Source organism: Actinomycetospora corticicola, assembly GCF_013409505.1.
Taxonomy (GTDB): domain Bacteria; phylum Actinomycetota; class Actinomycetes; order Mycobacteriales; family Pseudonocardiaceae; genus Actinomycetospora; species Actinomycetospora corticicola.
In genome coordinates, this window is the sequence record NZ_JACCBN010000001.1 from 5,287,549 (window position 1) to 5,301,714 (window position 14,166).

Here is a 14,166-nt window from a genome sequence, read left to right on the forward strand (position 1 = left end):
CAGCGACTGAACCGGACAGTCGTGACGGGGGAGGACCATGCGGTCGCAGCGCGGGTGGGGTCGGTTCCGGGTGCTCGGGGCACTGGTCGTCGTGGGGGTGGTGGCGGGCCCGGTGAGTGCCGAGGCCGCCGCGGCCCCGGTACCGGCCGCACCCGTCGTCGGGACGGCGGGGGACCCGCCGCCGGTCGCGCCCCTGCCGCCCACGCGGGCGGTGGACCCGAAGGTCGAGCGCGAGGCGCTCGGCGCTCCCGCTCCCTCGCCCGACGCGGTGAACGCCCGGCAGGCCACCAGCCCCGACCCGCTGAAGCTGGTCGCGGTGAGCTGGACGGGCCCGACGCCGGACGTGATCGAGCTGCGCAGCCGCCTCGCGAACGGCGCCTTCGGCGCCTGGACGCGGGTCGATCCGGTCGACACCGAGCGGGACGGCCGCTCCGCGCCGGTCGCGAGCAGCGAGCCGGTGTGGGTCGCCGACAGCCGCGAGGTCCAGGTGCGGGCCGTGGACGACGGGGCCCCGGCGACCCAGCGCATGGCGCTGACGTCGATCGACCCGGCGACGACGGGCAACGACGCCCGCGCGATGGCGGCGTCGACCAGCAGCCCGGGCCGGCCGTCGGTGGTCACCCGCGCCCAGTGGGGCGCGGACGAGAAGCTGATGACCTGGCCGCCGGAGTACACGCCGACGGTGCGGGCGGTGACGATCCACCACACGGCGGGCACGAACGCCTACACCGCCGCCGAGTCCGCCGCCATCGTGCGCGGGATCTACGCCTACCACGCGAAGACGCTGGGCTGGGGCGACATCGGCTACAACGTGCTCGTCGACCGCTTCGGCACGGTGTTCGAGGGCCGGAAGGGCGGCCTGGACCGCGCGGTCATCGCGGCGCACGCCGGCGGCTTCAACCGGGAGACCTTCGGGATCGGGATGATGGGCGACTTCACCTCGGTCGCCCCGGCCGCCGCCCAGCTCGAGGCGACGGCGAAGCTCGCGGCCTACAAGCTCGGCGGGCTCTACCGCGACCCGCGCGCCACGGTGACGCTCACGAGCACCGGGGGCGGCACGTCCAAGTACGCGAAGGGCCGGGCAGTGACCCTGCCGACGGTGTTCGCCCACCGCGACGTCGGGGCGACCGAGTGCCCGGGCAACACCGGCATCCGCTCGATGGGGACGATCCGGGACCGCACGGCCGCGCTCGTCGGGGACCTCGCCACCAACCCGATCCGCACCAAGTGGCTGGCGATGCGCGGCCTGCTCGGCGAGCCGTCGGTGGTGGAGAGCGCGACGGCCGCGAACGCGCGGGTCACCCGCTTCTCCGGGGCGAACGGGGCGGTCTACTGGTCCTCCGGGACGGGAGCGTGGTCGGTGATCGGCGAGATCAACCGGCGCTACGACGCGTTCGGTGCCGCGGCCTCGTCGATCGGACTGCCGCGGACCGACGAGCGGACGACCCCGGACGGGCGCGGCCGCTACAACCAGTTCGTCACCGGGTTCGTCTACTGGACGCCGCAGACCGGGGCCTGGCCGTTGCGCGGGGCGATCCTGTCCGCCTGGGCGTCGGCCGGCTACGAGCGCTCGACCTACGGCTACCCGCGCTCGGACCAGTACGCCGTGAGCGGCGGGGTGCGCCAGGACTTCGAGCGCGGCTCGCTGTTCCTCGCGAACGGGGCCACGGCGGCGCGGCGGGTGTGAGCGCCCGCTCCGCGAGGTGCACCTCAAGCATGTTCGTGCGCCCCGGGACCTGCCCCATGTGGGTCTCGCGGGCCGCGGACCCACGGCCCGTACCGCGAGGTGTACGTCAGGCAGGCCCGGGCGCCCCGGGACCTGCCCCACGTGAGTCTCGCGGGCCGGCCGCCCGACCTGCCGTCGGGAACGAGCGAAGGGCCCCCTCGGTCGACCAGATCGACCGAGGGGGCCCTTCGCTCGGAACGGACGGCGCGCGGTTCAGCGCTGGAAGCGCTCCGCGATCTTCGACGCGGCGTCGGCGACGGTGCGCGCCGCGCGACCGGTGACGTCTTCGGCGGTCGCCCGGGCCTCGCCGGCGAGCTCTCCTGCCTTCTCGGTCGCCTTCTCCGTGGCCTGGTCGAGCCGCTCCCGGACCGACGGCGGCTCGATGGTCGCGTCGGGACCCGGCGTCAGGATGGTCTCGTCGCCGTTGTCGTAGCGCACCCGGTAGGGCGGCCCGTCGGTGCCGAGGACCCCGACGATCGTGCCGGTGCGATCGGGGGCGTCGACGGAATTGGCGTGCAGGGTGATCCGGTCACCGACGTTCGCGCTCATCGCGCACTTCCTTCCCCGAGGTGGTTCGTGGGAGGAATACCCCGCGCGTCGCCGAAGATCACAGAACGCACGACGGGGCCCTCCGATCGATGATCGGAGGGCCCCGTCGTCAGTGATCAGCCTGCGAGCGACGGCTGGTCCACGACGAACGTCAGCTCGCCGTCGGCCACGTCGACCCGCACCCGGTCACCCGCCGAGAGCTCGTCGCCGAGCAGCATCGACGAGAGCCGGTTGCCGACCTCGCGCTGGATCGTGCGACGCAACGGCCGGGCCCCGAACTCGGGCTGGAACCCGTGCTCGGAGAGCAGGTCGACCGCCGCGGTGGAGAACTCGACGGTGATGTCGAGCGCCTCCAGCCGCTCCCGCGTCTCGGTGAGCAGCAGGTCGGTGATGGTCCGCAGCTGGGCCTGGTCGAGCCGCTTGAAGACGATCACCTCGTCGATCCGGTTGAGGAACTCCGGCCGGAACGACTCCCGCAGCCGCGGCATAAGCCGCTCCTGCAGGGACTGGTCCGGGTTCGCGCTCGACGGCGCGAAGCCCAGGGCCTGCGTGTTGGTGGTGATGAGCTCCGAGCCCACGTTGCTGGTCATGATCAGCACCGTGTTGCGGAAGTCGACCGTCCGGCCCTGCGAGTCGGTCAGCCGCCCGTCGTCGAGCACCTGCAGCAGCGTGTTGAAGACGTCGGGGTGGGCCTTCTCCATCTCGTCGAGCAGCACGACCGAGTACGGCCGACGACGGATCTCCTCCGTCAGCTGCCCGGCCTCGCCGTAGCCGACGTACCCGGGGGGCGGGCCCACCAGGCGCGACACGGTGTGCCGCTCGGAGTACTCGCTCATGTCGACGCGGACCATGCGGTCCTCGTCGCCGAACATCGTCGCGGCCAGGGCCTTCGCCAGCTCGGTCTTGCCGACGCCGGTGGGGCCGAGGAACAGGAAGCTGCCGATCGGCCGGTCGGGGTCGCCCAGGCCGGCGCGCGAGCGGCGGACCGCCTCGGCGACGGCGCGGACCGCGTCGTCCTGGCCGACGACCCGCTCGTGGAGCTGGGCCTCCAGCCCGAGCAGCCGCGACCGCTCGGTCTCGGTCAGCTGCGCGACCGGGATGCCGGTCGAGCGGGAGACCACCTCGGCGATGTCCTCGACGCCGACGGTGAGCACGCCACCCTGCCCGGAGGTGCGCTCGTGGCGCGCGTCCTCCAGCGCGGCGCTGGCCGCGGCGACCTCGTCGCGCAACGCGCCGGCGCGCTCGTAGTCCTCGTCCGCGACGGCCTGGTCCTTGTCGCGCTGCAGCGACTCGAGCCGACGCTCCAGCTCACGGGTGTCGGTGTGCGGGCCCTTGGACCGCAGCCGCTTCCGCGCGCCGGCCTGGTCGACGAGGTCGATGGCCTTGTCGGGCAGGAACCGGTCGGTGACGTAGCGCTCGGACAGCTCGGCGGCCGCCGTCAGCGCCTCGTCGGTGAAGCGGACCTGGTGGTGCGCCTCGTAGCGGTCGCGCAGGCCGTGCAGGATCGCGACGGTGTCCGCGACGCTCGGCTCCGGCACCAGCACCGGCTGGAAGCGCCGCTCGAGGGCGGCGTCCTTCTCGATGGAGGTGCGGTACTCGTCGAGCGTGGTGGCGCCGACGATGTGCAGCTCGCCGCGGGCCAGCGCCGGCTTGAGGATGTTGCCGGCGTCCATGCCGCCACCCTCGCCGGAGCCTCCGGCCCCGACCATGGTGTGCAGCTCGTCGATGAAGACGATGAGCGAGTCGGAGTGCTCGCGGATCTCGGCGACCAGCTTGGTCATCCGCTCCTCGAAGTCACCGCGGTAGCGGGTGCCCGCCACCATGCCGGTGAGGTCGAGCTGGACGATCCGCTTGCCCTCGAGCTGCTCGGGGACGTCGCCCGCGACGATGCGCTGGGCGATGCCCTCGACGACGGCCGTCTTGCCGACGCCCGCCTCGCCGATCAGCACCGGGTTGTTCTTGGTGCGTCGGGAGAGGACCTCGAGGGTCTGGTCGACCTCGTCCTCGCGCCCGATGACCGGGTCCAGCTCGCCGGCCCGCGCCTTCGCGGTGAGGTCGACGCCGAACTGGTCGATCGTGGGCGTGTCGGAGTCGCCCTGCCCGGCGTTGCCGCCCGGGGCGGGGCGCCCGCCGGTGGAGGCGCTGCGCTGCAGCGACTGCGGGTCGACCCCGCGGGACTGCATGGCCTTGCCCGCCGGGGAGTCGGGGTTCGCCGCGAGGGCGAGCACGATGTGCTCCGGGCCGATGTAGCTGGACCCGAGCGCCCGCGAGATCTGGTGGGCGTCGAGCAGCGTGCGCTTCGCCGTGGGCGTCAGCGAGGGCGCCTGGTCGGTCGCCTCGCCGCGCGGGAGCTGGGCGTCGGCGAACCGGGCGAGCTCGTCGGTGTCGGCGCCCGTCCCGGCGATGAGGGAGCGCAGCGGCGCGACCTCGAGGCCGGCGATCAGCAGGTGCCACGCGTCGAGGTCGGCGTTGCCCCGCTCGGCGGCACGGGCCGCGGCGGTGCCGACGAGGCTGCGGGCCTGCTCGGTCATCAGGGCGGTGATGTCGATGCGCTGGGCGCCCCGCGGCGAGCCGCCGAGGAATCGCGCCAGGAAGTCGTCGAACTGGCCGGACCCGGGGCCGCCGGGACCGAATGCGCTGGTCATGCGTACCTCTCCAAGAGGGGTCCTGCCGCCTGCGACCGGTGGTCTGCGGCGGCTGTCGTGGTCGTCAGCAACGGCGCCCGCGGATTCATTCCTGAGTCGGTCCGACTCATGTCCGACGCCGTCGGAGGCGACGGGCCTGAGCTGGCTCGGCTCAACCCTCTGCCCGTGTCCGGGTGTTCCCGATCGCCCCGGATGACACACGCCGGGGATGAGGGGTAACCGTCGGGACATGACCACCGCACACGAGGTCCACCTGGCCCGCCGCCCGCAGGGCTTCCCCACGCACGACGACTTCGCGCTGGTCGAGCGCGAGCTCCCCGCGCCCGCCGCGGGCGAGGTCGAGGTCGCCAACCGCTACTTCTCGGTCGACCCCTACATGCGGGGCCGGATGAACGACGTGCCGAGCTACGTGCCCCCGTTCCAGCTCGATCGGGCGATGGACGGCCGCTCGGTCGGTGAGGTCACCGCCGTCGGGCCCGACGTCACCGACCTCGCCGTCGGGGACCTCGTCCTCGGCAACCTCGCCTGGCGCGACCACGGCATCTCGAAGGCGAAGCACCTGCAGAAGGTCCCGGACGTCGAGGGTGTCGACGCGAAGGCCTACCTCGGGGTGCTGGGCGCCCCGGGTCTGACGGCGTGGGTCGGCCTGCTCGACCACGCCGCGTTCCGGTCCGGCGACGCCGTCTTCGTCTCCGGCGCCGCGGGGGCCGTGGGCAGCCTCGTCGGGCAGATCGCGAAGCAGAAGGGCGCATCGCGGGTGATCGGCAGCGCCGGCTCCGCGGAGAAGGTGTCGTGGCTGACGAGCGAGCTCGGGTACGACGTGGCGTTCAACTACAAGGACGCCCCGGTCCGCGAGCAGCTCGCGAAGGCGGCCCCGGACGGCATCGACGTGTACTTCGACAACGTGGGTGCCGACCACCTCGAGGCCGCCGTCGCCGTGGCCAACGACTACGCCCGCGTCGCCGCGTGCGGCGCGATCGCGCACTACAACGACACCGACGGCGACGCGACGCCCGGGCCGGACAACCTCTTCCAGATCGTGAAGAAGCGGCTGCGGATCCAGGGCTTCATCGTGTCGGACTCGCTCGACCGCTTCCCCGCCTTCCTCGAGGAGGTCACCCCCTGGGTCGCCGACGGGCGCGTGCGCTTCGCCGAGACCGTCACCGACGGGATCGACCACGCCGTCGACGCGTTCCTCGGGCTCCTGCGCGGGGAGAACACGGGTAAGGCACTGGTCAAGATCAGCTGATCTGTTCGTCATCCCGACGACGGGCGTTCACCGGCGGTCCACGCGCGTCGCTGACGGTGGTCGGTGTCGCCACTCGGACGAGTGGCGGCGTCCACCACGTTGGGAGCAGCGACCACCATGACCGAAGCCCAGGGACTGTCGAGACGCGGCTTCCTGTCCCGCTCCGCTCTCGTCGGGGCCGGCGTCGTCCTGGCCGGCAGCGTCGACGGGCTGCTGTCGGCCCCGAACGGGCTCGCGCAGCCCGGACCCGCCGGCCCGGGCGGGCCGGGGTACGGCCCCGTCGTCCCGGACCCGGCGAAGCGGCTGTCGCTCCCGCAGGGCTTCCGGTACACGATCGTCTCCGAGGCCGGCGTCACGAGGCTCGACAGCGGCGAGCCGAGCCCGACGAACTCCGACGGCATGGGCGCCTTCCGCGGTCCGGGCAACTCCACGCTGCTGGTGCAGAACCACGAACTGCGCGGGGCACGCGCGGCGGCCGGGCCCCTGGTGGTGCCGACGCCCGTCGGGTTCACCTACGACCCGGCGGCTCCCGGGGGCACCACCACCGTCCGCGCCGACCGGGACGGTCGCCGGCAGGGAGAGGTCGTCTCGCTCGCCGGTACCTCGACGAACTGCGCCGGCGGGATCACGCCGTGGGACACGTGGCTGTCCTGCGAGGAGACCGAGGACCGCGCCGGCGTCAACGGCTTCACCAAGGACCACGGCTACGTCTTCGAGGTCGACCCCGTGGACCAGGACGCGAACCGCGATCCGCAGCCGGTCCGCGCCCTCGGTCGCTTCGCCCACGAGGCGGTGGCGGTCGACCCGCGCGAGGGCCGCATGTACCTCACCGAGGACGCCGCGGCCCCGAACGGACTGCTCTACCGCTGGACCCCGCCCGCGGGGTTCCGCGGCGGGAAGCGGGCGCTGCGCACACTCGGCGCCACCGACGGCGCGTTCGAGGCGATGCTCTGCCGGGACGCCGCCGGCAACCCCGTCGACGACCTCTCGCGCGCGACGCAGGTCGGCACCACGTACTCCGTGTCCTGGACCGCGGTGCCCGACCGCGACGCGCGGGTGGTCCCGACCCGGCTCCAGGTCACGCCGCCGCAGGTCACCCGCGGGCGCAAGCTCGAGGGCTGCTGGTGGGGCGACGGCGGGGCGTACGTCGTCACGAGCTTCGCCCGCGCCGAGAGCCCCGTGCCCCACGACGGCCAGGTGTGGTTCCACGACCCGCGCCGCAACACGCTGACGCTGCGCCTGCGCTTCGGGGTCAACCCGACCCCCGACCAGGACGGCACCAACTTCGACGGACCCGACAACATCACGGTCTCGCCCTGGGGCGGCGTGATCATCGCGGAGGACGGCGAGGGCGTGCAGCACCTCGTCGGCGCCACCGAGCGCGGCGAGACCTTCACGATGGCCCGCAACGACCTCAACACCAACGAGATGGCCGGCCCCGTGTTCTCCGCGGACCGGCGCATCCTGTTCGCCAACCTCTACGAGCCCGGGACGCTGTACGCGATCACGGGGCCCTGGCGACCGACGAGGTGAGCTGCGCTCCTGTGAGCACTCAAGGTCGCGATAGCGACCTTGAGTGCTCACCTGGCGTACGCCACCTGGGCACCGACGTGCCGGTCCCGGGCGGCCCCGGTGCCGGCCACGGCGAGCGGCACGAGGCACACGAGCAGGCCGACGATCGGCCACGTCCAGCCGCCGGTCAGGTCCCGGACGGCGCCGAGGACGAACGGGCCGCCGGCGGCGAGCACGTAGCCCACGCCCTGCGCCATCCCGGAGAGCTCCGAGGTGTGTGCGGCGTCCGGGGACCGCAGCGTGATGAGCGTCAGCGCCAGCGAGATGCCGACGCCCTGCCCGAGACCGATCACCGCCATCCACAGCGGCGCCGAGGCGTCCGGGGCGAGGAGCAGCCCGAGGTAGCCGACGACCCAGAGCCCGATCAGCGCGGCCACGAGGTGGAACTGGGACGGGCGACGGGTGGCGAGCACCGGGGTCAGGGCCGAGGTCACCAGCGACGCCACCCCGGTGAGGCCGAGGAGCAGGCCCGCCTCGGACGGCGTCCGTCCCCGCTCGACGAACAGCGTCGGCGCCCACGCGGTGAACGAGTAGAACTGCAGCGACTGCAGGCCCATGAACAGGGTGACCTGCCACGCCAGGGGAGACCGCCAGAGCCCGCGCACCGGCGCGGCCCGCACGGCGGTCGGGTTCGCGGCCGCCTCCCGCCGCGCCGCCAGCACCCACGGGGACCACAGCAGGATGGCGAGGCCCGCCCCGATCGCCCACAGGGCCAGCGCGGGCCGCCAGCCCAGGCCGGTCGCCTGCTCGATCGGCACCATGACGGCCGCCGACAGCGCGCCGCCGCCGGAGATCATCGTGGAGTAGGCGCCCGTCATCAGTCCGGTGCGGTGCGGGAAGTCCCGCTTCACCACCACCGGCATGAGCGTGTTGCCGATCGCGATGGCGACCCCGGCCAGCAGGCTCCCCGCCAGCAGCGCGGCGAGCGAGGGCGCGAGCCGCAGGAGGATGCCCGTCGTCAGGACGAGCAGTGCCGCGAGCAGCGTCGTCTCCAGCCCGATCCGCCGCGCGAGCCGCCCCGCCACCGGGGCGAGGAGGCCGAAGCAGAGCACCGGCAGCGTCGTGACCAGCCCGGCGACGGCGCTCGAGATCCCGAGGTCCGCGCGGATCTGCGCCACCAGCGGCGACACCGCGACCACGGCGGGGCGCAGGTTCAGGGCGATGAGCAGGACGGCGACGACGAGCAGGGCGGCCCGGAGGCGGGGGATCGGCGTCGACACCCCGACATCCTTCCATCGGGCAACTATCGGTGCTGGTGCTTCCCCGTGCCGGAGTGCTTCGCCCCCGTGTGCTGGACCGAGGGCGGCGCGCCGGCGGTGTCGGCGACGGACCGCAGGTCGAACGACAGGAAGTCGCGGCTGGAGGTCTGCAGGTAGTGCTGCGCGCCGACCTGCTCCCCGGGGAAGAGCTGGAACGCGTCGGGCCGCGGGTTGCCGGTCGGGTGGAAGTAGGCGCCGGACACCCACGCCGGGTTGATGTCCAGCTCCATCCCGCGCACCACGCCCGCGCTGCGGAGGATCTCGCCGAGGGTGCAGACCGACAACGCCGGGCCGCCGACGTAGACCTCGGCGCCCGTGGCGGTGACCCCGAAGGCCGACCGGTTGATGTAGGCCGCCTGCCCGACGGTCGATCCCCACTCGGCGGTGCCGCCGGTGGCGCAGGTCGGGTTCACCACGCCCTGGTCGACCAGCGGGATCAGGTTCTGCCGCACGGCGACGACGTCCGGCGACATCGACACCTCGCTGCCCCACGCCCCGACGTCGGTGGTCCCGTCGCGCCGCACCACCAGGCTGGCCGCGCCCGGCACGAGCGGGCGGGCCTCCCTGCCGTCGAGGTACCAGCCGCCGTGGCTGTCGCCCTGCAGTCGGAACCCGGCGGAGAAGGCGGCGACCACCGTCCGCTGCTCCTGCGGGTCGATCGACGACGGCACCGACCACGTGCCGCCCGGGTCCTCCGACCCCGGGTGCAGGGTGCCGCGGACGATGGTCGGGTCCATCCACAGCACGCCCACGGTGAACGAGGTGTGCTGCGCGTCGGGCCGCACCGAGGCGACCCGGACCGCGTCGCCGTGCGGGGTGGAGACCACCGTCTGCCACTGGCCCTCGCCGGGCAGCGGGGCGAGCCCGGCGGGCGCGGGGAGGGCCGGCGGGGCGGGACTGCCGCCGGGGTGGTCGGCCTCGGCGCCGTTCGCGCGCGGGATGCCGCCGGCCGGGGCGCCCCCGGTGGGCGGCTGGTCGAGCTGGTACTGCGCGGACTCCAGCCACGTGACGACCGGCCCCAGGCCGTGGTCACGCCCCCACTCGGCGAGCCGCGCCGCGACCGTGTCCGACCCGGGACGCGTCAGCGCGTGCACGAGGGACGGTGCGGCGACCGCCGCGGCGAGCACCAGGACGACGACCAGCGCGGCGAGCGTCCGCCGCACCCACCGCCTCGTCCCGACGGCGGGTGGGGTCGGGTCGGGGGCGTCCTCACCCGTGTCCGTCGGGGCCGCGGCGTCGACAGTGGGTAGGTCGTGCGGGCGGTCGATCCGATCGGTGGGTCCGGTCCCGGTGGGGTCGAGAGCGGACGGGGAGTGCGGGGCCACGACCGGTCATCGTGCTCCTGACCTGCAGTGTCACGGTGAAGCAGGGTGTCCTGCGTGACACGTGTCGCGCACGATCGGATCGTCCTGTCCGGCTTCGTCCCGCCGTGTCCGATCCGGCGGGCGACCACCCCCGGACGTGCGTGAGGGGAACCCTCGAGCCACAAGAGCGCTCGAGGGTTCCCCTCACGTGGGACGGGTGGCGGCTACGACGCCGGGCGCACCGTCAGCAGCAGGTGGTCCTTGCCCGACTTCGAGCGCAGCGCGGCGTCCCACCCGTCCGTCGTGGCGGCCGTGTAGAGGAACGCCTTCGACGGGATGCGCAGCGGCGAGCGGAAGACCGCGTCGACCGTGACGGCCTCGTCGGTCCGCCCGGCGAGGGCCGAGAGCACGCGTGCCTTGGACCACATGCCGTGGGCGATGGTCCCCGGCATCCCGAACGCCTTCGCCGCGAGCCCGTTCACGTGGATCGGGTTCACGTCGCCGGACACCGCCGCGTAGCGCCGCCCGATGTCGCCGGGCACGGTCCACACGGCGTGCGGCCGGTCGCCGACCCGCGGGGCCGGCTCCGGCGGGGCCTCGTCGGTCGGCTCCTCGGCCGACGCACCGCGCACGAAGTAGGTCGACCGCGAGTGCCACACCGCCTCGTCGTCGGGAAGGCCGACCGTGGAGACCAGGTCGACCTGCGCACCCTTGGGGTGCGCGGCGAGACGCTCGGCGTGCACCCGCACCACGAGCGGCTCCCCGACGGCGAGCGGACGGTGCTGGGTGATGACGTTGCGCAGGTGCACCATGCCCGGGGCGGGCAGGGGGAACTCGCGGTCGGTCATCAGCCGCATCTGCAGCGGGAACGCCAGCATGTGGGGGTAGGTGATCGGCAGCTCGCCGCCCACCCGGAACCCGCACACGTGGGCGTAGTCCACCACCGCGTCGGGGTCGACCGTGGCGTTCACCAGCTCGAGGGTCCGGTCGGGCAGCGTCGTCCCGCCGGACCGGGCCGTGAGCAGCGCCCGCCCGTAGAGCGCGCCGAGCGTCGGCGGGCTGTCGAGGGTCTCGGTCATCATGGTCGAGCTCCCCTGTCGGCGTGCTCGTCTTGATGCTTCGTCTGCCGCGCCATGCTCAGGCCCCCAGGTAGTTCTGGCCGTCGACGCGCAGCACCTGGCCGTTGATCGCGTACGAGGCGCCCTGGGCGAACCAGGCGATCGTCTCGGCGACGTCGACCGGCAGCCCGCCCTGGGTGAGCGACGACAGCCGGCGCCCGGCCTCGCGGGTGCCGACCGGCATGGCGGCGGTCATCGCGGTCTCGATGAACCCGGGCGCGACGGCGTTGATGGTCGCGTCCTTGTCGCCGAGCAGCGGCGCGGTGGCCTCCACCAGACCGATGACGCCGGCCTTCGAGGCGCCGTACGCGGTCTGGCCGCGGTTGCCGGCGATCCCGGCCATCGACGAGACGGTGACGATGCGCCCACCGCGGTGGAACCCGTCGTCGTCACTCGAGGCCAGCAGCACGTCGTTGATGGCGAGCTGCGAGTTCAGGTTGACGTCGATGACCGAGTTCCAGCGGTCGGTGTCCTGGTTCGCGAGCAGCTTGTCGCGGGTGATGCCCGCGTTGTGCACCACGATGTCGATCCCGCCGTGGCGGCGGCAGTGCTCGAGGATCGCCTCGCCGGCGCCCTCGCCCGTGATGTCGAGCTGCAGCGCCGTCCCGCCCACGTCGTTGGCGGTGTGGGCGAGCGCGTCGCCGGCGGACGGGACGTCGACGGCCACGACGGTGGCGCCGTCGCGGGCCAGGGTCTGCGCGACCGTGCGCCCGATGCCGCGCGCGGCACCGGTGACGACGGCGACCTTGCCGGTGACCGGGTGGTCCCAGTCGGTGCCGGCCGAGGAGCCCGCGTAGCCCGGCACCGTCCCGACGTCGAGGCGCTGCCCGTCGACGAAGGCCGACCGGGAGGAGAGGAAGAACCGCAGCGTCGACTCGAGGTCGTTCTCGGCCCCGTCGGCGACGTGCACGAGGTTCACGGTGGCGCCGTAACGCGCCTCCTTGGCCGCCGAACGGACCAGGCCCTCGAGCGAGCGGCGGGCCGCCCGGACGGCGGGCCGCTCGGCCTGCGCCGGGACGTCGCCGATGACGAGAATCCGACCCGACGGGCCGACCCGGCGCATGACCGGGGTGAGGAACTGCTGGACCGCGGCGAGGTCACGCGGGCTCGACAGCCCGGTCGCGTCGAGGACCGCGGCGGCGACCTTCGAGGTCGACGAGCCACCGCCGATCGGGGCGGCCGGGTCGTCGTGGACCTCGACGTGCGCGTCGGCCAGGACGGCCCGGACGACCTTGGCGACGCGGCCGTCCGCGGTGGCGGTGCCCAGCAGCGCGGCCCCGGAGAGCAGCGGCTGGCCGGGCTGCCAGCGGCGCAGCTTCGGCACCTGGGGCAGCCCGACGTTGCCGGCGACCGCGCGGCCGAAGCCCGAGTTGACGAAGTCGGAGTACCAGTCGTGCGACATGTCCTTACCTCTTCCCTCAGGCCTCGAGGATGGCGACGACGCCCTGGCCGCCGGCGGCGCAGATGGAGATGAGGCCGCGGCCCCCGCCGTTCTGGTGGATGGTCTTCGCGAGCGTCGGCACGATGCGCGCGCCGGTCGCGGCGAACGGGTGCCCGGCGGCCAGCGAGGAGCCGTGGACGTTGAGCTTGTCGCGGTCGATCGAGCCGAGCGGCGCGTCGAGGCCCAGGCGCTCCTTGCAGAACTGCGGGCTCTCCCAGGCGGCGAGCGTGGCGAGCACGGTCGACGCGAACGCCTCGTGGATCTCGTAGAAGTCGAAGTCCTGCAGCGTGAGGCCGTTGCGCTCGAGCAGGCGCGGCACGGCGTAGGCGGGGGCCATGAGCAGCCCCTCGTCCCCGTGCACGTAGTCCACCGCGGCGGTCTCGGCGTCGACGAGGTGCGCGAGCACCGGCAGGCCACGCTCGGCGGCCCACTCGTCGGAGGCGAGCAGCACCGTCGCCGCACCGTCGGTCAGCGGGGTCGAGTTCCCCGCCGTCATGGTGGCCTCGGCCTGGTCGCCACCGGCCGGGAAGAACACCGGCTTGAGCTTGCCGAGCTTCTCCGCCGTGGAGTCGGCGCGCAGGTTGTTGTCCTTGGTGAGGCCGAGGTACGGCGTCAGGAGGTCGTCGAAGAACCCGGCGTCGTAGGCCTTCGCGAGGTTCTGGTGCGACAGCGCGGTGAGCTCGTCCTGCGCCGTCCGCTCGATGCCCCAGTGGGCCGCGGTGATGGCGGCGTGCTCGCCCATCGCCATGCCGGTCCGCGGCTCCCGGTTGGCCGGGATCTCGGGGACGAGCTGCCCGGGCCGCAGCCCGGCCAGGGCCTTGACGACGCCGGCGGTCGACTTCGCACGGTTGGCCTCGAGGAGGACCTCGCGCAGGTCGTCGTTCACCGCGATCGGGGCGTCGGAGGTGGTGTCGACGCCACCCGCGATCCCGACCTCGATCTGCCCGAGGGCGATCTTGTTCGAGATGAGGATCGCGGCCTCGAGCCCGGTGCCGCAGGCCTGCTGCACGTCGTAGGTCGGGGTCGCGGCGGACAGGCGCGATCCGAGGACGGCCTCGCGGGTGAGGTTGAAGTCGCGGCTGTGCTTCAGCACGGCGCCGGCGACCACCTCGCCCATCCGCTCCTCGGTCAGCCCGAAGCGGGCGACGAGACCGTCGAGCGCCGCGGTGAGCATGTCCTGGTTGGAGGCGCGGGCATAGGCGCCGTTGGAGCGGGCGAACGGGATGCGGTTGGCGCCGACGACCGCCGCGCGACGGGGGCTGGCCATGGTTCCTCCAGGGAGGTTCGGTCTTGGTTACTCAAA

10 protein-coding genes are annotated in these 14,166 nt (G+C 73.7%); 3 read left to right on the forward strand and 7 right to left on the reverse strand.

Going from position 1 to position 14,166, the window contains the following annotated elements:
• Positions 1-37: 37 nt before the first annotated feature.
• Positions 38-1,687 (forward strand): N-acetylmuramoyl-L-alanine amidase, encoded by a 1,650-nt coding sequence (locus tag BJ983_RS25745; protein ID WP_179796419.1) that lies wholly within the window; start codon positions 38-40, stop codon positions 1,685-1,687.
• 252 nt (positions 1,688-1,939) lie between these two features.
• Here the strand turns inward: BJ983_RS25745 and BJ983_RS25750 are convergent, their stop codons facing one another.
• Positions 1,940-2,275 (reverse strand): DUF1918 domain-containing protein, encoded by a 336-nt coding sequence (locus BJ983_RS25750; protein WP_179796420.1) that lies wholly within the window; start codon positions 2,273-2,275, stop codon positions 1,940-1,942.
• Between the two features lie 116 nt (positions 2,276-2,391).
• The gene (locus BJ983_RS25755) at positions 2,392-4,920 is read right to left on the reverse strand and encodes an ATP-dependent Clp protease ATP-binding subunit (RefSeq protein WP_179796421.1); all 2,529 of its coding nucleotides are present in this window, start codon (positions 4,918-4,920) and stop codon (positions 2,392-2,394) included.
• Between the two features lie 229 nt (positions 4,921-5,149).
• Here BJ983_RS25755 and BJ983_RS25760 point away from each other — a divergent pair, with 229 nt between their 5' ends.
• Both BJ983_RS25760 and BJ983_RS25765 read left to right on the forward strand, forming a co-directional pair.
• Complete coding sequence (locus BJ983_RS25760; protein WP_179796422.1) at positions 5,150-6,169, forward strand: NADP-dependent oxidoreductase; 1,020 nt, start codon at positions 5,150-5,152, stop codon at positions 6,167-6,169.
• 117 nt (positions 6,170-6,286) lie between these two features.
• Positions 6,287-7,702, forward strand: a complete 1,416-nt coding sequence (locus BJ983_RS25765) for an alkaline phosphatase PhoX (protein WP_179796423.1) — start codon at positions 6,287-6,289, stop codon at positions 7,700-7,702.
• A gap of 47 nt (positions 7,703-7,749) precedes the next feature.
• Here BJ983_RS25765 and BJ983_RS25770 read toward each other — a convergent pair whose 3' ends face one another.
• From BJ983_RS25770 to BJ983_RS25790, 5 genes are all read right to left on the reverse strand, one after another.
• The gene (locus tag BJ983_RS25770) at positions 7,750-8,961 is read right to left on the reverse strand and encodes an MFS transporter (RefSeq protein WP_179796424.1); all 1,212 of its coding nucleotides are present in this window, start codon (positions 8,959-8,961) and stop codon (positions 7,750-7,752) included.
• Between the two features lie 23 nt (positions 8,962-8,984).
• Positions 8,985-10,325, reverse strand: coding sequence for a hypothetical protein (locus tag BJ983_RS25775; RefSeq protein ID WP_179796425.1), 1,341 nt, complete (start codon positions 10,323-10,325; stop codon positions 8,985-8,987).
• 203 nt (positions 10,326-10,528) lie between these two features.
• The gene (locus BJ983_RS25780) at positions 10,529-11,386 is read right to left on the reverse strand and encodes a MaoC/PaaZ C-terminal domain-containing protein (protein ID WP_246325651.1); all 858 of its coding nucleotides are present in this window, start codon (positions 11,384-11,386) and stop codon (positions 10,529-10,531) included.
• A gap of 55 nt (positions 11,387-11,441) precedes the next feature.
• Entirely contained in the window at positions 11,442-12,824 is a 1,383-nt protein-coding gene (locus tag BJ983_RS25785; protein WP_179796426.1) for a 3-oxoacyl-ACP reductase, read from the reverse strand.
• Positions 12,825-12,840: 16 nt separating this feature from the next.
• Complete coding sequence (locus tag BJ983_RS25790) at positions 12,841-14,130, reverse strand: acetyl-CoA C-acetyltransferase (protein ID WP_179796427.1); 1,290 nt, start codon at positions 14,128-14,130, stop codon at positions 12,841-12,843.
• Positions 14,131-14,166: the final 36 nt, after the last annotated feature.